The 19,171-nt window shown below is 36.4% G+C and carries 31 protein-coding genes and 1 tRNA gene; 6 read left to right on the forward strand and 26 right to left on the reverse strand.

Features of this window, described 5'->3' with window-relative positions; genetic code table 11:
• Positions 1-85: 85 nt before the first annotated feature.
• Together EHR07_RS04735 and EHR07_RS04740 are read right to left on the reverse strand one after the other, a co-directional pair.
• Positions 86-583 (reverse strand): Crp/Fnr family transcriptional regulator, encoded by a 498-nt coding sequence (locus EHR07_RS04735; RefSeq protein ID WP_135744015.1) that lies wholly within the window; start codon positions 581-583, stop codon positions 86-88.
• Positions 580-1,002, reverse strand: a complete 423-nt coding sequence (locus EHR07_RS04740) for a cyclic nucleotide-binding domain-containing protein (RefSeq protein ID WP_135570006.1) — start codon at positions 1,000-1,002, stop codon at positions 580-582. Before EHR07_RS04740 ends, EHR07_RS04735 begins: the two co-directional genes overlap by 4 nt.
• 118 nt (positions 1,003-1,120) lie before the next feature.
• Here EHR07_RS04740 and EHR07_RS04745 point away from each other — a divergent pair.
• Positions 1,121-1,202: transfer RNA gene (locus EHR07_RS04745), tRNA-Leu, on the forward strand.
• Between the two features lie 46 nt (positions 1,203-1,248).
• On the opposite strand, the gene EHR07_RS19065 is transcribed toward EHR07_RS04745, so the two are convergent.
• Positions 1,249-1,419, reverse strand: coding sequence for a hypothetical protein (locus EHR07_RS19065; protein WP_165780941.1), 171 nt, complete (start codon positions 1,417-1,419; stop codon positions 1,249-1,251).
• Positions 1,420-1,647: 228 nt separating this feature from the next.
• Between EHR07_RS19065 and EHR07_RS04750 the strand changes: the two genes are divergently transcribed.
• The 3 genes from EHR07_RS04750 to EHR07_RS19325 all read left to right on the forward strand — a co-directional run bounded on the left by EHR07_RS04750 (position 1,648) and on the right by EHR07_RS19325 (position 3,015).
• On the forward strand, positions 1,648-2,229 hold the full coding sequence (locus EHR07_RS04750; RefSeq protein WP_135744016.1) for a hypothetical protein: 582 nt from the start codon (positions 1,648-1,650) through the stop codon (positions 2,227-2,229).
• A 142-nt stretch (positions 2,230-2,371) separates the two neighbouring features.
• Complete coding sequence (locus tag EHR07_RS04755; protein WP_135744017.1) at positions 2,372-2,779, forward strand: hypothetical protein; 408 nt, start codon at positions 2,372-2,374, stop codon at positions 2,777-2,779.
• Positions 2,776-3,015: a type II toxin-antitoxin system RelE family toxin gene (locus tag EHR07_RS19325; protein ID WP_135744018.1), complete on the forward strand. Its 240-nt coding sequence runs from the start codon at positions 2,776-2,778 to the stop codon at positions 3,013-3,015. The genes EHR07_RS04755 and EHR07_RS19325 overlap by 4 nt, the downstream gene beginning before the upstream one ends.
• Positions 3,016-3,252: 237 nt before the next feature.
• On the opposite strand, the gene EHR07_RS04765 is transcribed toward EHR07_RS19325, so the two are convergent.
• The 4 genes from EHR07_RS04765 to EHR07_RS04780 all read right to left on the reverse strand — a co-directional run bounded on the left by EHR07_RS04765 (position 3,253) and on the right by EHR07_RS04780 (position 4,849).
• The gene (locus tag EHR07_RS04765; RefSeq protein ID WP_135744019.1) at positions 3,253-3,441 is read right to left on the reverse strand and encodes a hypothetical protein; all 189 of its coding nucleotides are present in this window, start codon (positions 3,439-3,441) and stop codon (positions 3,253-3,255) included.
• Positions 3,431-3,730, reverse strand: a complete 300-nt coding sequence (locus EHR07_RS04770) for a hypothetical protein (protein ID WP_135744020.1) — start codon at positions 3,728-3,730, stop codon at positions 3,431-3,433. Before EHR07_RS04770 ends, EHR07_RS04765 begins: the two co-directional genes overlap by 11 nt.
• Positions 3,731-3,800: 70 nt before the next feature.
• Positions 3,801-4,007, reverse strand: coding sequence for a hypothetical protein (locus EHR07_RS04775; protein WP_135744021.1), 207 nt, complete (start codon positions 4,005-4,007; stop codon positions 3,801-3,803).
• Between the two features lie 182 nt (positions 4,008-4,189).
• Positions 4,190-4,849 (reverse strand): hypothetical protein, encoded by a 660-nt coding sequence (locus EHR07_RS04780; RefSeq protein WP_135744022.1) that lies wholly within the window; start codon positions 4,847-4,849, stop codon positions 4,190-4,192.
• Between the two features lie 157 nt (positions 4,850-5,006).
• On the opposite strand from EHR07_RS04780, the gene EHR07_RS19075 reads away from it, so the two are divergent.
• Complete coding sequence (locus EHR07_RS19075) at positions 5,007-5,177, forward strand: hypothetical protein (protein ID WP_167483352.1); 171 nt, start codon at positions 5,007-5,009, stop codon at positions 5,175-5,177.
• Between the two features lie 287 nt (positions 5,178-5,464).
• On the opposite strand, the gene EHR07_RS04785 is transcribed toward EHR07_RS19075, so the two are convergent.
• The 19 genes from EHR07_RS04785 to EHR07_RS04875 form a co-directional block, all read right to left on the reverse strand.
• On the reverse strand, positions 5,465-5,812 hold the full coding sequence (locus tag EHR07_RS04785; RefSeq protein ID WP_135744023.1) for a hypothetical protein: 348 nt from the start codon (positions 5,810-5,812) through the stop codon (positions 5,465-5,467).
• A complete protein-coding gene (locus EHR07_RS04790; protein ID WP_135744024.1) occupies positions 5,812-6,255 on the reverse strand; it encodes a peptidoglycan-binding domain-containing protein in 444 nt (147 codons plus the stop codon). Before EHR07_RS04790 ends, EHR07_RS04785 begins: the two co-directional genes overlap by 1 nt.
• Before the next feature lies 1 nt (position 6,256).
• Positions 6,257-6,547 carry a hypothetical protein gene (locus EHR07_RS04795; protein WP_135744025.1) on the reverse strand — a complete coding sequence of 97 codons (291 nt, stop codon included), beginning with the start codon at positions 6,545-6,547 and terminating at the stop codon, positions 6,257-6,259.
• Positions 6,548-7,138 (reverse strand): hypothetical protein, encoded by a 591-nt coding sequence (locus EHR07_RS04800; protein WP_135744026.1) that lies wholly within the window; start codon positions 7,136-7,138, stop codon positions 6,548-6,550. It abuts the gene before it with no gap.
• 74 nt (positions 7,139-7,212) lie between these two features.
• Positions 7,213-7,719 (reverse strand): hypothetical protein, encoded by a 507-nt coding sequence (locus EHR07_RS04805; protein ID WP_135744027.1) that lies wholly within the window; start codon positions 7,717-7,719, stop codon positions 7,213-7,215.
• Positions 7,719-8,057, reverse strand: a complete 339-nt coding sequence (locus tag EHR07_RS04810) for a hypothetical protein (RefSeq protein WP_135744028.1) — start codon at positions 8,055-8,057, stop codon at positions 7,719-7,721. Before EHR07_RS04810 ends, EHR07_RS04805 begins: the two co-directional genes overlap by 1 nt.
• 1 nt (position 8,058) lies before the next feature.
• The gene (locus EHR07_RS04815; RefSeq protein WP_135744029.1) at positions 8,059-8,472 is read right to left on the reverse strand and encodes a hypothetical protein; all 414 of its coding nucleotides are present in this window, start codon (positions 8,470-8,472) and stop codon (positions 8,059-8,061) included.
• On the reverse strand, positions 8,473-9,837 hold the full coding sequence (locus tag EHR07_RS04820; RefSeq protein ID WP_135744030.1) for a hypothetical protein: 1,365 nt from the start codon (positions 9,835-9,837) through the stop codon (positions 8,473-8,475).
• Positions 9,834-10,493, reverse strand: a complete 660-nt coding sequence (locus tag EHR07_RS04825; protein ID WP_135744031.1) for a hypothetical protein — start codon at positions 10,491-10,493, stop codon at positions 9,834-9,836. The genes EHR07_RS04820 and EHR07_RS04825 overlap by 4 nt, the downstream gene beginning before the upstream one ends.
• Complete coding sequence (locus tag EHR07_RS04830) at positions 10,493-11,305, reverse strand: hypothetical protein (RefSeq protein ID WP_135744032.1); 813 nt, start codon at positions 11,303-11,305, stop codon at positions 10,493-10,495. The genes EHR07_RS04825 and EHR07_RS04830 overlap by 1 nt, the downstream gene beginning before the upstream one ends.
• A gap of 46 nt (positions 11,306-11,351) precedes the next feature.
• Positions 11,352-11,999 carry a hypothetical protein gene (locus EHR07_RS04835; protein ID WP_135744033.1) on the reverse strand — a complete coding sequence of 216 codons (648 nt, stop codon included), beginning with the start codon at positions 11,997-11,999 and terminating at the stop codon, positions 11,352-11,354.
• A 74-nt stretch (positions 12,000-12,073) separates the two neighbouring features.
• Positions 12,074-12,616 carry a hypothetical protein gene (locus EHR07_RS04840; RefSeq protein WP_135744034.1) on the reverse strand — a complete coding sequence of 181 codons (543 nt, stop codon included), beginning with the start codon at positions 12,614-12,616 and terminating at the stop codon, positions 12,074-12,076.
• Positions 12,617-12,831: 215 nt separating this feature from the next.
• Positions 12,832-14,271, reverse strand: a complete 1,440-nt coding sequence (locus EHR07_RS04845) for a hypothetical protein (protein ID WP_135744035.1) — start codon at positions 14,269-14,271, stop codon at positions 12,832-12,834.
• A gap of 105 nt (positions 14,272-14,376) precedes the next feature.
• The gene (locus EHR07_RS04850) at positions 14,377-14,886 is read right to left on the reverse strand and encodes a hypothetical protein (RefSeq protein WP_135744036.1); all 510 of its coding nucleotides are present in this window, start codon (positions 14,884-14,886) and stop codon (positions 14,377-14,379) included.
• A 150-nt stretch (positions 14,887-15,036) separates the two neighbouring features.
• Positions 15,037-15,267, reverse strand: coding sequence for a hypothetical protein (locus EHR07_RS04855; protein ID WP_135744037.1), 231 nt, complete (start codon positions 15,265-15,267; stop codon positions 15,037-15,039).
• The gene (locus EHR07_RS04860; RefSeq protein WP_135744038.1) at positions 15,264-15,491 is read right to left on the reverse strand and encodes a hypothetical protein; all 228 of its coding nucleotides are present in this window, start codon (positions 15,489-15,491) and stop codon (positions 15,264-15,266) included. Before EHR07_RS04860 ends, EHR07_RS04855 begins: the two co-directional genes overlap by 4 nt.
• A 3-nt stretch (positions 15,492-15,494) precedes the next feature.
• Positions 15,495-15,812: a hypothetical protein gene (locus tag EHR07_RS04865; protein WP_135744039.1), complete on the reverse strand. Its 318-nt coding sequence runs from the start codon at positions 15,810-15,812 to the stop codon at positions 15,495-15,497.
• Positions 15,813-15,859: 47 nt separating this feature from the next.
• On the reverse strand, positions 15,860-17,323 hold the full coding sequence (locus EHR07_RS04870; protein ID WP_135744040.1) for a VapE domain-containing protein: 1,464 nt from the start codon (positions 17,321-17,323) through the stop codon (positions 15,860-15,862).
• Positions 17,324-17,521: 198 nt separating this feature from the next.
• A complete protein-coding gene (locus EHR07_RS04875) occupies positions 17,522-18,349 on the reverse strand; it encodes a tyrosine-type recombinase/integrase (protein WP_135744041.1) in 828 nt (275 codons plus the stop codon).
• A gap of 613 nt (positions 18,350-18,962) precedes the next feature.
• On the opposite strand from EHR07_RS04875, the gene EHR07_RS04880 reads away from it, so the two are divergent.
• The gene (locus tag EHR07_RS04880) at positions 18,963-19,160 is read left to right on the forward strand and encodes a hypothetical protein (protein ID WP_135744042.1); all 198 of its coding nucleotides are present in this window, start codon (positions 18,963-18,965) and stop codon (positions 19,158-19,160) included.
• Positions 19,161-19,171 lie beyond the last annotated feature (11 nt).

Here is a 19,171-nt window from a genome sequence, read left to right on the forward strand (position 1 = left end):
AACTCGATTTTAGGGATTTAGTCAACTTATTTTTAAAAGGAAACTCTAGGAGGAATCAGGATTCCTCCTAGATATTGACTTACCTTTATTCAGAATCCTGTGTTTTCTCCTCATTGGTTATGACAGATTCTGTGGAAGAGGGATCCATTTGGAGAGAGGCCATCCCATTGATGATGGTATGTAACTCTTGTTGTCTTTCGGTGATCATGTCTTCGACAGAAGTTAGGCGACCAATGATGCTATGTAAAATGACAGATAAAAATCCAGGGCTTTCTTTTCCCATTGCAAAAAATATCTCTTTGGTGATGGTTCCCACTTTTGTATCTTCGGCAGTCGCCACAACAGTAGCAGCTCTTGGGGAAGGAAAAACCAGTGCCATCTCCCCAAAAAATTCTCCTGGTTTGATATTTCGGACAAAATGGTCTTCACCGTTTGCTTTTCGTTTGAAAACTTTTAGTTCCCCCGCAAATACAAAAAACATTTTTCCATTACAGTCTTCGCCCTCCGAAAAGACCTTTGTTCCTTCAGAGAAATGATCAATCCTTACTTCGGTGATGTACTTTCGTAAATGTTCGACGTTCATTTCTCTTCTTCCTTTTTGATTTCTTCTAAAAGTTTATCTAGTTCTGTTAGCCTTGCTTCAGCTCTATGAAGTTTTTCTACGGTACTTTTTGTGAGTTGGAATAAAAAATGTGTGTTGATGCGAGCCAATTTTTCAAATTGGTCCTCTCTTAAAATTCCGACCCTTGCATTGGTGGATACCACACTAATGGTCATGGCCCTCGGTCTTCTTGTGAGAAGCGAAAGTTCGCCAAAAAACTCTCCAGGGCCTAGGCCTTTGATGATCTCTTGGCTTCCATCTGGCAGTCGTTTGGTGACAGCAAACATTCCACTCATCACACAATACATACTTCCATCATGTGGATCTCCTTCACGAAAAATCACATCGCCCCGCAAATAGACTTGCGTAGAGATATTTTGCATAAATTCCAGAATGTTCATCGGGGTTGTCCTATGGGTATCTGACATGAGAATAAAAAATCAAAACAAAGGCAAGTGAATCATAAAAACTCACTAGACAGATTTCCCTAGTACAAAAACCTGCTTATACAACCACAATGCGGGCGTGGCGAAATTGGCAGACGCACCAGATTTAGGTTCTGGCGCCGAGAGGCGTGGGGGTTCAAGTCCCTCCGCCCGCAGACGATTATTGGGACAAAAACCCACCACAAGATTGTAGCCTAACAGTTAACCTTGCTTTGCAGTTTTCCCGTTAAGCGGCATTAAAAACTTCTTCACTGATAGTCGAATAACTTTAGATACATCCATTTCATTTGCCTGAGCATAACTCTGGATTTGTTGGATTGTTTCATTGTCGAAAATCACTGAAACTCTAGTTTCTTTGTTAGTTGCCGCCATATATACCTCCTTGAAGGATACCCGAAATATAAATCAAAGCCGAATTATGTCAATATTATTTTTGATTATTTTATCATATTTTATTCCCATGTCGGCATGTCGGCATTTTTAGAAAAACTTATCCAAACAGAAAAAATACTTTTTGAGACCATTCAGGGAAGAGAGAAGAAAAATCACTTTCCCGAAAGCCAAAATTAAGATTTCAATAATCTAACGAGGTATTCTACGGTGGATGAATCAAAATTTAAAGATGATAAGGGCTTTGGAAATTGGTTTCGTGCCCAAGCTATCAGAGACTTGTTTATGTTCGATGCAATGCAAGATTTGATAAGCTCTGGAGAGCTTAACGATTCATTAAAAACTTATACTGATTTTTACGACTTCTTTAAATCTGAAAGAAACCATGCCCATGTGATTGAATCACTCGATTCCGCTTTCTCTGAATACTGCAAAGCCAAGTCCAATGGAATTCCAAAGCTTTCTATTTCGGAATTTGAAACGATATACCAAAACCTGAGAGAAGGCCAAAAATCAATCATGGTTTCGTTCGATTCCATTAACTCATTGTTAATGATTGCCGATAAAGAAGACGTAGAAATCTATGAAAGTTACAATCGGATTTGCTCGGAGTTGGAGACTCTCAATAGCCTTCTAGTGGATCTTGCTCACAGAAAGTTTGATTCCTCTTCTGGCATTGCCGAAATCGAAAATAGGCATGATTACCCAGGAAAGGTCAATCGGGTCCAATTTGACGAAAGTCTCTTGGACGTGCCAAAATCGGTTTTTGGAAAGGGGAAAATGAGTTTTTGAGGATAGGGTAAAGGGAGATATAGAAAATTTTTCTATATTACATTCTTGACTTTTTTCATCATGGGTCGATTCTAATTACATGACCGGAAAGATTGAATTTACTATAGCGGCAGTTAAGGCCACAGAAGCAATCGGATATACAATGAATCCGAAAATTCAATATGTTTATTTTAAAGATGAAGAAGCGACTCATTCTATGGATATCATGGATCATTTTCTTTCGGATGTTCAAAAAGGAAGACAGGCTCTGAAATCTTCAATTGAGGAAATTAAAAGTTATTCATCCAGAAAGGCTAAAAAGATTCTTGCCGAGCTATATGCTTTTGAAGATCTGATTGAATCACTGTTAGATGTCGTTAGTCAAATTAACCCAGAAAACCAAAAAGAAAAAAAACTTTTGCATGAGTTCGCTTTATTTGGAAATGAATTCATCGGTATTATCGGATTGCTTGAAGTAATGAGTCTGGATTCCAAAAGAAGAAACCAAGTATTAAATAATAACGGAAAACCATCTAAAGGATCTATCGAGGTCAATCTTGACCTTCTATGAAATTCAATAAAACTGCATTAGATAACCTTAATGAAATTCAGAATCCGTTCAAGAAGCAAATAATTAAAAAAATAAAAGAGTTCGAAAATGGATTACGGACAAATACCAAATCAATTCAGGGTGTGAAAGGAGTCTATCGAATAAGATCTGGTGATTACCGGATTATAATCCAAAGTTTGGCATATGGAGAATTTGAAGTAATTGAAATCGGGATACGGAAAAGTATTTACGATTGATTTTAATAAACATTAAGACTTTACTTTCTTTACTTTCTTAACTTTCCTTGTTACTTTGTCTTTGGCATTTTTCAATAACGCATCAAAACAAACATCAAATTCTTCCTGGTTTAAAAGTATCTGAAATTTCATTGATACGATTTTTCCTCTCTGTTTCAATAATGGATTTATTTTTCCAATTGATTTTCGTATAATAGTCTTTCTGTTTCCCATATGAAAATCTTTTTGTGATAAAAATTAAGCGGTTTTCTTTTTCTTTGGAAGACTTCTGTGCTTTACAGGAGAACCGTCTGGATGTTTCGCCTTCTTATAATCCCAAACGACTTTCTCTTTATTTTCTTTCTCAACTTCTGCTAATAATTTTTTGATCTTCTTATCTTCTGCTTTCGATGGAATAACGACGTTAAAGCTGGCTTTAGTTTTCATGGTTATAACCTTCTAAATTTATATGCTCTAGTTCTGATAGGATATATGGGAAGGCAGTAATTATAAAAAGATGTTTCTTTTTCTTTGTGTTCATCTTTTTTCTATAAATCACTTTAATTTCCTTTGATCCTATTATACCCACTGCCTCAAAGCTACCATCTTTTCTATTATATTCCAAGTAATTTTCTTGTTCAAAAAATTGATAAATCTCTTTCAGGGAGAGTCCATGATCTTCGACGTGAGTCGTGTTAATTGCCAAGTCGAAATAAAAATCTAATATCCATTCCATTTTATTCTGCCATTAAAAAAAAGGGATCTTTCGATCCCCTGTTAAGTTACCAAATAGAAACTGCCAAAGCCTAAGCAGGTTTCAGAGGGGTTTGTTGAGTCTCAATGAGCTTCGCTAATAAACGATTGTTTTCGTTTAAAGCTTCTGTGTGTTCTTTTAAGACTTGTAGATCTATGTCTACTTTGATCGGATCGGAAGTGGTTCCAGGTCTAGAAACCGCTTCTTTGATTTCTGTCAAAAGGGTAACGATCCCTTGTGCAATTTGAGTAATATCCATTGTTTAATCTCCTTTTTGTAATTCATGGATTGCGTTTGTTATGTTTTGATATTGAGGAGTCTTCTTTACTGCAAAGGAAAAGAGTTTCTTCTCTTCTATAATATCCAAAAGATTGAATACTATAGTCTTTAGGTTCTTGTTGTCCGATTTTAATTTATCGATATCATTCATAATTCTTGTCCTTAGTTAGTTGCCTTGGATCTTAGTAATGAAAAAACTTCTGCAAAATCACCTGGATTCTCTTTTGCCCAAGCGATTGTTTCTTTAATTCCCGAACCGATCCCAACAATAACAGATTCAAGTAATTCGGTTTTCTTTTTTTGAGACATCTCTACTTCTTTGATTCGAAGCTCGATTTCTTTTCTTTGAAGTTCTGTGAAAACTTTGTCTCTTTCATCATACATAACTCTCGTAGCGTTCAATTGTTGGTTAAAAGAGTCTGTTAAGAGTTGAGTTCTTTGCCGATTGATTTCTTCACTAGCAGTAAACATCATTTTCATTTGAGTGACCAAACTTTCTAATGAGTTTCCGAAGTCTCCTGTAGGTGCACTTTGTTTTGTGGGAGTAGGATCTGTGTTTACCGTTTCAGTTTCTTCAAAAAGAATTTGTTTGTGTCTCAATCGATCTGAAATATAAACATAACCGATTAATTTTTTGGATCCTGAAAAAATTTCTTTGATTGCTTCAGAAGTTGGAACGGTTTCAAAGCTATATTCTTGAATTCCATTGTCTCCTTCTATTGTTATGGAAATTTCTTGGTCCGATTTGGACTCATCTAGGGCTTTTTTGATCCTTGCCAAAGTTGTTCGAAAACCTTTCCAACTGGAATCTAATTGAATCATTGCTTAAATCTCCGTTTCTAAGTTGATTTTAGTTAATGCTTAGTTGTGTTGTAGTACGATTCCAGTTATAAGTACAAGTATTTTATTTTGATTTTAGAAAATAGTACGTGTTAGGCTTGACTAAACAAGTTGTGTTTGGTTGTATACGTGCATGGGCATGAGTGCATTTAAGGTTCAAGCAAGTTTGAAGGAAGAGGAACGCCAAAAGTTTTTACGTGTTAAATCTAAATTGGAAACTTCTCTTATGCAAAAGATTTCGGATGGTGTAGCGATTCGTTATATTATAAACAATTTTGATCCGGACAAAATGAAGTCATCGATGCAGTGAACCATACTATGAAGGTAATTCAGGTAAAGAAGTACCAAAAAAATCCACCTTGCTTTAATTGTATTTATCTCTGTCACGCTTCAGTAAGAAAACCACAAGCCTATCCAAGTCTTATACCTGATGACCATGTAGTCTTCTGCAGATACTTTAGTGGGGATAAGGTTTCCTCGTTTGGTTTCGGAGGATCTCAAAACTTATTAGTTGAGTGTGATTTTTTTAAGGATCGAAAAGGATCCTTGGTTTACGGAGTTTTTATGAAACTTTCCAAGGAAAGGAAATCTTCTCTTTTATTTTATAACCGAATAAACAGACCATGCAATTGCTAGCGAGATAATTAGGTTTCTAATCCCTTTCCATTTGCCAGAGTCTTCAGACTTCTCTATTGCCATCTCCTGGCTTTTCACAGCTAATTTTTTCGAATCTGATAAAGCTTTATCTATGATCTTATCTTCTTGGATTAGATTTTCTTTAAACTTTTGAAATCGTTTCCTTTCTGGTTCAGGCAGATGAGCTTCGATATCTTCGATTAGTGATATTTGCCTTGATATGCTTCCCTCCTGTTTCTCTAGAGAAGAACAAAAGGGAAAGAAGACAATTGAAAATACAATGTAGCCAATTATTAAAATAGGTTTCATTATTTTTTCATCACAAAGTAAGCAGCTGCACCAACTCCAAACCAAAGAAGTAAGGAGGATCCACTTTTTGCCTCTGTCTGAGGTTTATCAGGTGTTACTACATACGGTGGCATTTGAACGGGTGGAATTGAAATCGGAAGGGGAGATGTAGGGGGACTGGTATTCGTTGCTGGAACTGGATCCGTTGGCTTTGGTTGTAACACCATTGTGTTATAAACTGCAGTTACTGGATTCACATTTGAAAGTTCGGATGTGATCTTACTATTTGTAGCAGGGCCAACGATTCCGTCTTGAACAAGACCGTGTTTTTTCTGGAATGCAATGACCGCTGCTTTAGTTGCAGTGCCAAAGATTCCATCTGGTTTTAAAATAAAACCTAAGCGAGTAAGGTTGTTTTGTAAAGTGGCAACTAATGGGCCTTTTGATCCAAGTGATAGTAACATTTTATTCTCCTTTAGAATTTTGTTTATCAATCCAATTCTTTGTTTCTTTTTCTTTCTTATAAATATCGTATCCCATTAGAATGTAAGGGATTATGAACATTATAAGGCCAACAACTCCCAAAGCTAAGAAACCTGGGAATGATATGTTTTCTGTTAAATGAACTTGTGAGGATCTTCCTAATAGTATGATTGTGAATTCCGCAATTATACAAAAAGTTAGAATAACTATTCCAGGGATTCTGAAGCTTAGATCATTAAAAGAAAACTCTGTTTTTTTATTTCTCTTTTTCATTTAAGTTATCCTTTCTGCATTAACTATAACCACAGGAAACTTCTGTAATTTATAAAGAGAAGTTTTGAATTCATTCCAATCAGTTGAATTCCAGAAATGCTTTAAGACTAGACATCCTGCAGAATTGCCATAAACTTTCCCGTCTCTATACATTGCATGGATATTAACTCCGAATTCACCTGGATAAGCTTCTGTAACTTGTAGGTCTGCAGAATTCCACTTACCATCTTTGTTTGAATCACGGGATCCAAATAGTTTCGACATAGCTCTGAAGGCAGGTTTGTTATCATGTAAACCAGGGCCAAAGTAATGTAATCCTTCACCTATTCGGAAAGTTCCTTTGGGATTCATTGGAGCATCGATCCATTTCTTGCCTGCGTCTAGTGTGCCTTGGTATGCTAAGGCAGTATCATTCTTAATTCGAATGATTGTATCATTCCACTCATCATTTGCATTTGAGTTTTGAATAATGATTCCATTCTCATTCGGAAGGCCACCTCTAATTCCGACAACTACCCACTCGTTAAAGTTTACATTATATTGATTGGCTATGAAAGATTTGATTCTTTCTCTTTGTTTAGGATCTATCACTTTGCGGATCCTCCTTTGTGAGTTTTGCAAAAAAAAAACAAGGAAACAATTCCTATCGGTATCCAAGCGTTCATTTATCTCTTTCCCTTCTTTTTAAATAATTTTTTTAAGTAAGGTCTTCCAAAGTAGAGACCACCAATAATGAGAATTGGAAACCCAAAGGATTTTAATGTGTTTGAAAGCTCATCCATTCCCGTTGCAGAAGTTATATCATCTTTGTTTGGAACTAAAGGAATGTCTGTTCCTGACTCATCGAATACATAGTAACTGATAAGGCTTGTTACTAGATTTCTTTGAGGAAGGTTTACTAGTTGAGAATCAATGAATTCATTAAAAAAGATTTCTGCAATAGGATCCTCTGTCATAAGTTTAGTTGTGAAATCACACCTTCTTGTAAGTTGAGGATTTACTAAAATTGACATTCTTTTTTTATCTCTATTGTCTACGAATCCATACCTTGATCTCATTGAAGAGGTAATCACTGGATTGAAAGGAAAAGATTTATAATCAATTGCAAATCTTACCTTTCTTCCGGTTTGAACCGCTCCGCCTGGTAAACAAATCCCCCATGATAAAGCCATTACTTACTCCTCCTCTGAGATTTATTTTTACCGATTCCCATCACTTCTTCATATATTTTTATAACTAACTCTCTTGTTGCCGAAGATTCGCCTGCAAATGTTTTGATTGAGTTTTCAGTTCTTTTTACATCATCTTCTATGTTTCCAAGTTTCGATATGACTCTTTCGTTTGATTTCTCATTCTCATTTTTGACCTCAATGATTAGGTCTTTGTTAGCTTGAATCTTTTCGTTTGTTTCTTCTTTTAATTTAAGGATTCCTTTTAGATTCTCGTTTCTTACAAAATAAATTGAGACTCCGATAATGATTCCGATTAGTTCTTTGATTCCTATTTCCATTTTATTGGTAAACCGGTGTTCCTATAAGATTTCGTTTTGTGCCGGCTGTGACATCTGCTTGGAGTGAGTTCCATTCTGCTAATGTTTTGTAACCAACATCACCACTGGGATTCCAATTGATTGTTTCAGGTATCCATCGTCTTCCCCACTGATTTGAACCTGGATAACCTGAGATAGTAGTAAAGATGGCCGGGTAAGCTCTCCATACTTCGAGTCCAAGAGAAGGGTCGTAAACTTCGTAAGGGGAAACTGTTTGAATGCCAATCGTTCCCATATTTTCACCAAAGGTTGTAAAATGGGTTCCTTGAACAGGGACAAAGTATTCGTAGTGTCCAGGGGTAACACTTTTACTTTCATAGGATACATTTGAATATCCGATTAATGCTTGTGATACTGTTAAAAGGGCAGCTAACATCTAAGACCATCCCTTCTTCCAGGAACCTAAATAGTTTGTTCCATCGAAATACATTGTAAGAATTGATTTCTTGTTTGCCCCAAGATCAGGAGCTTCACCCGTTGGAATCTCTACATAAGATGGAAAACTTATAGTTCTTCCTCCTGTCGAGTCCTGAAGGAAAACCATTAAATAAACATTTCCTTCTACTCCACCAGAGATTTCATCAAATGTTGTATTGCCTATAATGGTAGCTTTATACGTTCTATTAGAATTGAAACCCGCGAATAATTGAGAACCAGAAATATTCCCAGCGTTATGAATTGTATTATTCCATAGAGTTTTTTCCGAATCACTAACAAAGCGGTGAGTTGAGTTCTGATCGATTTCGTTTCCAGGAATATTCCCAAGCCCACGTTTTGCATCTAAAGCGATTTGTAATCCAGTGATGTTAGCTATTGTGTGGCCATGTGGATCGGGTGGAAAAGTTGTTGGTTTATCAATAATATTAAACCAGGATTGGATAATGTCCATTGCTTCCATTTCGGAAAGTTTTATCCAAGTTGTCGAAGTTAGTTCATAAAGATAGAATGCGCCACCTGTTAGAACAGTTGGATCAGCCGTTGCATTTTTTACATACACAGGAAGATTTCCTGTTGGTGAAAGTGCGTTTCGTTCGGCTATCGTATTTACGATTTGTAAAGTAGGATTAAAAATAGGAATCTGTGAAGCTGGAATTTTACCAGAACCATCTAACGAAGCAACACCGTTTGTTGCTCCTTTTTGAGTTAAAGGTATTTTTGCATCTAACAAAATTTGAAGATTAGAAATATCATCGATAACGTGATTATGTAAAATCGGTTGGTATGCAGCCGGTTTGTTTCTGATCTCATCCCATAAAGGTCTGTTTTGCGTAATTATAGGAAAGGCTGGATTCGATTTATCAATAATAATTCCAGTTACTAAAGAAGCAGTAATGTCAGAGATTTTCCCGTTTAAAACATTTGTAAAAAGTGCAAATTTCTGATTTAAACCGTCCACTTGATCCGTTGAGAATACTTCAATAAAATCACTTACATATTTTCTTGCACCATCCATGATATCTGAATTGTCAACAGGGTCATAAAGTAAGTTGTTTATTCTTTCATCTAAAAGGAATAGCTGCTCCTGAAGAAATTCATCTCCTTCCGAACGTGCTGAAATTTCATTTCCAAGAAGCGTTGAAAAGTCAGTAAGTGCATTTGCTAAGGATAGGTAGTCTGTTTCGTCTAGAATATATCCAGAAAAATCTCTACCAATTGGAGTTCCGTTTTTATCTGAAAAAACTAGATCTCCCCACTCAAAAACGTAAGGAATGCCTAGTCCTTCATATTCAAAGAATATCATCTTGCATACTCCAACATGAAATTTATTCTTCCCGAAAGTGTGATTTCTGTTCTTTGCAAAAGGTCTATGTATGGAACAAGATAGAGAAACTCAAAACCGTCTGTATTCTCTACTACAATGTCACTATTAGTGGAAAAGGTAGCCGATTGAATCTGATGAATACTTACAAGGTTTCTCTTTTGATTATTGTCTAAAACAATCTTACTTGTTTTTGCTTCCAATCGATTGTTAATTGAATTTGTGGGGAAGTCTGCAAATTCAGGAATTGTATTATAACAAACTATAAATGGTTCTTGAGATTGAACTACTTCAGGTTTTATTATATTTGGAAATTCTTCACCTGGATTTAGAGTGATTGCATAGGCTCCTAAATTTGGATCCAAAAGCTTTTGAAATGAATCGTTGAAAACTTGTTCTATATTCTCATTCGCTAAGAACATAGCTAGTTGAACTCCTGTTCTAACTGCTAACTTAGAACGAAAGGTGCTCACCATGAAAATGGGATTACTTACTCTGACTGATTTTGCTTTTTCTACAGATACTTTTGTTATTGAAGAAAATTCTGTATATCTAGGAAAATCATCGGGTGAAGGCAATTGGTCTTGCCTTCTGTAAGATTGACCGTAAACAAATTGATGTGAAACACTAGCTTGCATTAGATAGCCTCTACGATTAAAGCAATTCCTAATTCCAAAGCGTTCAATTGAGTTGTAGAGCTAGTAGTAACTTGAATCTCTAAACTATCGCTTGTTTCAAAAACAGGTTTTTTACCTGGTATAGGAAACATATCAAAAGCAGGGGATCCAAAAGGAGCACCGCCTACGGCAAATGACATTGGCCCTTCAATAATTCCGCCTGTTCTTTGTAAGTTTGATGAATAGATATCAAATTTTAACTTATCAAGGTTTTCTTTGTATCTCATTACCCATCCATGAATTTTCACGTCCGAACTAAAGTCGTTTGCAAGGAGGATTGCTTTCTTGTCGGTTTGATTTAATCCTACGCTATCGGAAATACCTGCTAGAATATAGAACGGGTTTTTCTTCTCTTGCTCTCCATCATCGTGAACAATTTCCTCGACTAACAAAGAACAAGAAACATCGTCTTCCTCGATGGCCTGGCCTTTTGTTTGGATTTTTATCTCAATTTGCTCGTTTCCTTTAATGATGGGTTTTCGACCTAGAAAAGGAAATATCCGAAAGCCTGGTGTATTAAATTGGGATCCAAGAACACCTAACGGCAAATATCCTTTGATTAAATTTTTGATAGAAAATGATTCTATTTGGACTCCACAAGTTTCAAGTCCTGGTTTGTAACGAATTACAATACCGTGAACTCTTTTCCTTATGTTCTTTGCACTACTTAGAACAATTGCCCTTTGGAAAGAATTTGAGTTTGCTGGAATCGCTTTCGATGTTCCAGACATAAAATTAAAATGATTTAGTGATTTTGAATTTGAGTCTTTCATATATCCTCGTAAAAGGTGAGCCTTGTCTTGACTCACCTAAGTTAAGTTACTTGTTTTCTGATTTCTCTTCGATAACAAAGAGTCTTGCTACCAAGAAAGTGTTTGCAAGAGCAGCTCCTGCTTGGATTCCTCCCAAGAGTTCACCCTCAAATTTAAGGGTAAGTCCATCTTGAAGTTTTAAAGGTAAACGAATGATGTTTCTTTCGTTTTCAATAGAACCAGGAGGCGGAAGAACGGCTGCAGTTGTTACGTTTGCAGGTGTGATACCAGCTCCAACTCTCAAGTGATTTACTACTTGTGGAATTGGATCGTGAGCTTCTGCCAAGAAGAATGAACGAACTTCATCCTTGCCAAGAGTCACTTTCACTTTTGAAAGGTTGAGAACTTTGTTGAGTGCTTTCAGTGGAGCAAAATCAAAACTAGGACCAGCTAAATCAAAAGGCTCAAAGTTTTCACCCATTGAATAGAATTTGATTCCTAATGTGGATCCTTTGTTCCCATCGAAAGGGTTTTTACCGCTCGTATTGTATAGAGCAAGTTCAGGATAGTTTTTACGGATTTCTTCACCGCCAAAAACGTTGAACTTTGAAGATGTCGCTTCCCATTTGAAAGCCGATTGTTTTGTATCAAACAGTTTTCCTTGTTCGATTACACTACGAACTTTGTCTGTGTTTTTTTTTTCTTGTGGATTCATTTTGTTACCTTACTAGGTTATTTGCAACCAACACCTAACACTTGAAGGGAACCGAACCGAAAGCGATTAAAGATCTATATCATTGAGGAATAGATATCTTCATCTTGTCCAACGAAATAGATATCATCATCACCATCTACAGTTGATTCAGATACTGAATCTGTAATTGTAGGTTGTGAATGATTTTGATTTTCTATGACAAAACCTGCATCGGTTAAAGCTTTGTTTGCAATTCGATGAGCTTCTGCACTTACCATTTGTTCTAGTTCACCAGAACCAACGACAACTGCATTGGAAGGAGAACTATCACCAGCTAAAAGATTTTGAAGTGAAGGGGGTAGGTTTGCTTTTACCTTCTCAACGTTTGCAATTGCAATACCTGTTGCAACACCAGTTCCGACGATAACGCCTGTTCGAATAGCACCATCTTTGATGTTTTTTCCCATCTTGACTGCACCAGCGAAAATTCCGCCAGATACCAAAGCTGGGGCCACACCAGGATATTTATCCTCACCCATTTTTCTTACAGCGTCGGCTTTGGCAATTGCTCTTGTAATCAAGAATGAGATAGTCCCTGAAGTTGCGAGTTTTACTGATTCAACTACTTGTTTGCTCATCTTATTTTACTGCCTTGGCCTTGTTGCCTTTCTCGATCAAAGATTTGATACGATCGTTTTTCTTTTTCCATTCGGAGTATTTTTTATCATAGTCCGATCGGAGTTCACTACACCGCTTTACCCATCGCTCAAGTGCTTCAGGATTATTCGATTTAGGTTTTTTGGGGAACTTTGGTGTTCTTGGTTTTCTAGCACTCATTCCTTGTGTCCTTTGTTTAAGATTTTTTTAATAGCAAGACACCGACTAAAGCCAATGCACCTAATCCACCGAACATGATAAGGTTTTTGTTATCATCTGATTTGGCTGGTTGAGGAGGAGGAAGAGCCGGTAAAGATCTTGAAATTACATTTGTATTTTGACTTTGAACTTGCGGTTGTATCCGAGGAGGAGGTGTAGGAGCCTTTCTCACTGCTACAGGTTGGTTATTTTGCTTAGCCGCTGTCAGTTTATTAAGAGTTGCAAGTAACAAAGCTGAGTTATCAGGCTTCTTTGGTTTTTGCACTGCAGTTTGAATTGCAGGCATCATATTTTGCATCATTGGCATTGCAGCCGACATCATAGGAAGTGCAGCCGCCAAAGCTGGAAGAAAGCCTAACTCAGCGTTTTCCCCGTAGAGGTATTGTGAATCAGTATAAATTTGCTCATAGGATTGATTTGTAGAGCCGTAAGGAGTTCCATCCATGTTAAACCATTCATTGGTCTGAGGATTGAGAAAACCCGTTCCATCGTTTAAATAATACATCCCATCGCTGGCAGTGTATCCTTGTTCGTCTTGGTATCCTGGAACTGTAAAGTCCATTGGCTGTTCCTGCGTTTGCCCTGCATAAGGATCTTCTGCGTATGGATCTTGGGCATAAGGATCTTCCTCTTCCATTGCTTGTTGTTGTCCACCTGGCATCAAATTGGATACGACATTCATACCAGTGGAAACGATACTGCTTGCGAATTCACCAGCCTTTGAAACAGCTTCGCCAACTTTTTGAAAATGAGTATCGACAGCTTGACCAATCTTACTTCCAACTTTGGAAATACTTTTACCAACATTTGAAATCCCTTTAGTGATTCCACTTGTGTTTAATTTTGGCATACTGATCTTAGGTAATTTTGGAATTGATATCTTTGGCATTGAAAACTTAGGCAGGCTAATTTTCGGAAAGCTCATCTTAGGCATACTGATCTTAGGAGCCTTAAAAGAAGGCATTTTAAGACCTTTAAAGAATCCGAGTTCATCAACACCGGAAAGCGTCACATAACGTCCGCTTTGGTCTGGCAAGGAATAACCTGCCATTGATCCATCTAAATTGAAATGGTAGAAAATTTCAGGTTCGTCACCTGCAAGAGTTTGATTGCTGACACAAACAGAACATCCTAAAAGAAATCCATTTTTGTCTGAATGCCAAAGAACTCCATCCTCATCCATAAAGGATTCTTTAGCTTCGACGTATCCATTGTTTGAAGGTAGATACTGACGATATAGCGGAGAGTATTCAAGCTGTTTGATAGAATCGCCATTAAGAGAAACTTTAAATTGTTTCCCTGTTTGGTTATCTCCAAATAGATAAACACCCTCCGCCTTATGTTCTTTGGTCTGAGGGATTAGAATCAAATCGCTTTCGGATCGATTCCCTTCAAGTGTCATTAGAGTTGGTTGCATGACTTAACATACCTATAATCACCAACACAAATAGTACAAGGAATAAAAAACCTAACAGCAGCTATATATAATTTTGATAAAAATAATTATTTATATAATCTATGTTTATAGATCGTTTTCGTAAAATATTTTTATAAAGCCGGGTGTGAAAGGTGTTACTCCAAATACATTATAAGGGTATGTCGGATCAAAAGGAATCCAATTCGAATCTGCTTTATTTTTGAACTCTATGTATATGTGATGAGGCCTATCTGTCTTGCCGACAACTAACACTCTATAATCAAACAACTCATCTCTTCCTAAAAGTTTTTGTGTATAGTTTCTTAGTTTGAAATAGGCAAGAGAAAGAATGGTTCTATCATCGCAATCGAAAGGATGACCGCTACCAGCTAATAACAAGGATATCTTGGGCCTGTTTACGAATTCAATTCCAGGAGGATCCTTTACATATTCGCAATCTTGAACGTATTTGAAAAATTCAATCGGTTCAAATGATGCAATTGGTTTTCCGTTCTTGTTGAACTCTAATAGATCTTTGAAATATTTATTCGAAAGCCTAAAGACTTCTTTAACAGTTTGAATGTAAGATTCTAGGGGTTTTTGTGTGAGTTTCATTTCCATTGCCTAAGTCCAAGGCAATGGATGAAATTCTGTCAAGTAGAAAGCTACTTTGGTTTGTTGTTGTTTAGATATTCATCTAAAGCTAAGATGAAAAAAACTGAAGCGATTAGGCAGGAAATACGGAAAGTATTCCAATTTAGAAGATCATTCGGCGACATTTATTTCACCTTCCTTTTTTGGTAATGTGAGCAAATGGAACTTCTCTAGAGTCTTTTTTACTTCATTATTATTTGATTTTAATTTATCAATTTTTATGAATAGGTTCCATTGTTTGTTCCTTTCTGCATTTTCGATAATTTTCTTTTGGTATTCGTAAACAGTCCTAAGTCCCAAAGTAATATGATATAACTCTTGTTCAGATAAATCGACGTTCATGCTTTTAAACCTAACCCTGGTTGTTTCCTTTCCTCTAGGAGCTTCGTTCTAAGTGCTATTAGCTTTTCAAGTTCAACCTGAGTTGAGTTGAGAGCATAAATCAAATTACCAACTTTGTTACGAAAGACTTCGATATTGATATTGATTCTTTCCAATTCATTGGCCCATACTGGTTTTAGTTCGGATGATTCCTGATAAGCCTGTTTGCTTTTAGTCTTTGTCATGCGTTACTCCTTAATGATTACTTTGAAAGTTTGTCCTATGAGACCGTTGTAATATTCGAACTTGCTTGGAGTATATCTCCGAAGGGTAGGAAACAAAGACCACCATCCTGATTTTTGAAATAGCAATAGCATATACTCGCCAAAGTCAGGAAGCGGATATTTCCCTTCTGGATGGATGCAATCAAATGTTTTGAAAGTCTTTGGAAGATCCTCAAGATCAATTCGAATAACGGCAAGTAAATGAGCCTCGTCTACATAGCCACCAAGAGTCTTTAGTTTAAAATATCGATGACTAAATCTGATTTCCTGTTTTATTTCCATTTTTCAAATCCTAGAGTTTTTCTGAAAATGCCGACATGCCGACATGGCTAATTTTTTTGATTTTGGATTGAAACGAGAAATTGTTTACCATTTGCATTGGTTCTTCTTTTCTCGAATTTTAGTTGCATCAATCCTCTTCCAATCCAGGCAGTGTTCATTTTAAAAGTTGGATGCTTTGAGTGGATGAATAAAAAGATATCTGTTGCACTCAACCATTGATGATTTTTGTTTTTAGAATCATATTGGTTTAAAGGAAGCATTTGGAAATATTTAAGAATGATTTCATAATCATTGTTATGATATTCGTATTGTAAGTTGTTAGCTGCAATGGCTAACTTCTCTTCTGGTGACATATAGATCTGAGAAGTTTTTGCTTTTTTGTATTTGCAGTAAACTTGTGCCCAAAACTTTTCAATCGGTATCTTTTGGAATTTGTTTATCTTGATAGCTTCGGCAAGTGAGAAGACAATAAACCTCCTGTTTCCAGTCTCATCGATGAGAAATTCAACTTTGTTACATGCACCTAGAAAATTTGATATCCTAGTCCATGATTGCATATTGCGACCGTAAGCCGCTCTTTCGATGGCTACCGAATTGGATAAGAACTGTTTAAGTTCAGCCGCTTCCTTTTTTCTTGTGATACTGTCGATTTCATCGAGGTTCCAAATGAAAACACTTGAAGCCATGATTACCAAGTCTTTTGATTTTAAATTCTCTGGAATTCTTGAGTTATAATAAGGTGCGAGTGCCTTTGGAATTAGTCCATCGATGAAAGTAGATTTAAACCAGCCTTGCGAACCTTGGAAGATCAAGCAGTATTCATTCTTAAATGGTCTCTCTGAATACAATGTATGCAAGGAAGCGAAAAGCCATTTTTCAAAGAATTGTCTAAACTTGATATCATTCGTTACATTGACACATGAGCAAACTTGACCTATGTAATCAGTCTTCCCATCCCATTGGTCTGCAATAGAAGGGAAGTATTCTCTAACTGGATGGAAAGAAGGAACAAAACTAGAAGTAAGTATAGCAAGGAGAGTATCTCTCGAAACATACTTAAATTCTTTCTGTCTTCTTAGGTTTAAATAAAGGTCGGAGAAATCCCGATCACTCCAAAGGATATAATCTTTCATTCCTTTTGGTTTGTGTTCGAGACATCGATTTAAAACATTATAACGAATCGTAAGATGATCTTTTAAATATGATTCTACCTTGTGAACTTCGCCGTCATAATCGATTTTATCAGATTGCTTCGGTGTTTTCGTTGTATCTATTTTTTCTAATACAAGGATTTCAATTTTCCTTTTTCCAACCGAAGAGGAAACGGCTGATTCAAGTTCATTGAAATATTTGTTTTCAATATGCTTCTTTGTTGTGGAAGCTCCCGATCCTTCTAATCCGAAAACAATTCTAGACTCATTCATTTTAACAAGAGTCATCCTTGAGAAAAAGCCTTCGTAATATTTGGCTGGGATCGATTTTTGAAGTTCTTTTTGTACGAGTTCAATCATCAGAATGTTACTCCATGCTTTGCAAATTCTTCTTTGATATCTTTGAAATCTTGATTCAGACAAACCCTACATAGATTGTATTGAAATAGGTTTGTTACTCTCTTACATCGAGAGCATGGCTTTAAGGCGTTATGTCTCATTGGAAAAGACAGAAGATTCCCGTTAGTTTCTATTTTCATTTTTTTTGTTTATCCTTTGTTATGCTATACGTTGGTATTGGTTCATGATTGAGTCTGCTTTCATAGATGAGTGGAGATATACCCTTACTAAGAGTTCAGGTGAGTTTCCCATAAATTCGGAGATTGCTCCGATATCGATACCAGCTTTGATTTGTGAGGTGGCAAAGGTATGTCTGAACAAATAGGGGAAAACTCTTCTTCCTAAGATCCTTACTCCATAACGAGAAAACATTTTGTTTAGTGCGTTCTGAGTAAGTTGTTCTCCCTTTAAATTTGCAAATAGATAGTCTTTGGATTGGAAGGTAGGGAATAGCTTTGCGACAAGTTCAGAAGGTGCTAAGATATGTCGGATCCTTTCTCCCTTGCCCTTTAATGTGAATTCTACAAACTCGCCTTTTTGAATTCCGTCTTTCCATTTTAGGTTTAAAAGTTCGTGAGGTCTAAGGCCAGTAGTCCATAGGAAGTATGCAATCAGTCGTAGCCGTAAAGGGGCTTGCTTCATAAATAATTTCATTTCCGATTCAGAGATTAAATCGGTTTCTCTAATTCTGGTAGGTGGGCAATGGAGTTTTACTGATTCATGCACAATGGATCGGATCTTAGTCAGTTCGAGTTGTGATTTTTCTGAACCAAGGGAGAGGATTTTTAGGCAGTGCAAAATAGCAGATTTGTCTGCCTTCAAAGTTTTAGAAGTGATACCAGCTTGTCTTCGTGTGAGAAGATAACGGATGATAGCTTCTGAGGTGATTTGTTTACCGTTAAGCGACTTATAAAAGGATAAGAACCTGTTGAGTTCTCTTTTGCTAACAGGAAGATTTAGAATATTAGAGAGTTTTAATTTTTCCATATTTAAAATACGGAAAAACGCTAACCATAGTTAACTTCAATTTTATGCTACATAATCCCAGCCTAGGAATTCAAGTCCCTCCGCCCGCATAACAACACTTTCTCAAAACAATTATAACATTCAAATTGGTACCAACTGAGGGAAGGGAACAGTGATGCGATCAGAAACTATAACGAACGATAGGAAGTCATAGTTTGTGCAAGTTTGCCAGGAAGGCAAACGAAAGGAAGTGTTTGCAGCGAAAGAGGTTAGTTCTGGAGCAAAATTGAAATGATACTTAAGTTCTATCATTTGCGAAAAGAAAAACCATTCCGCTTCAAACGGGAAGCCTAACTCGGTTGATTTCTTAATTCAGTAGAAACCTTACAGTCCCTAAGAAACCTATCTCATAAAAATATAGATCATTCCTTTGTGTCTTTATTCCATGCTCGGTTAAAGTTAAGTTGTTTTTGTGAAATTCCATTTTACCCGCATAACGAAATAATTTGTTGTTTTGTGTGTTAAAATGTTTGTCTTTGTGCGGAATCGTTGACATGGTTTCTTGTTCTATTATAGAATGAATGTTTTTTTAAATTCTATTGATAGTATCTGTTTTTAAAGTAAAAAGATATATATGTTCGGATTCAAATTGATACTGCTATTGTTTGTCGCTTTTTCTGTATGTAAGTCACCAGATGATTCAGGTGTAGGCTACTGGTCTTGTGCGGAAGCAATGAAATTATATTTTGTGAGTAATATCCTGAATGATAATAATTCGATTGTTCGTAAAGTTCAGTGGGATGGTGCCGTTTTATCTTGCAAAATGATGTAAGAATATTTAAC

Source organism: Leptospira bandrabouensis, from assembly GCF_004770905.1.
In the GTDB taxonomy this organism is placed as follows: domain Bacteria; phylum Spirochaetota; class Leptospiria; order Leptospirales; family Leptospiraceae; genus Leptospira_A; species Leptospira_A bandrabouensis.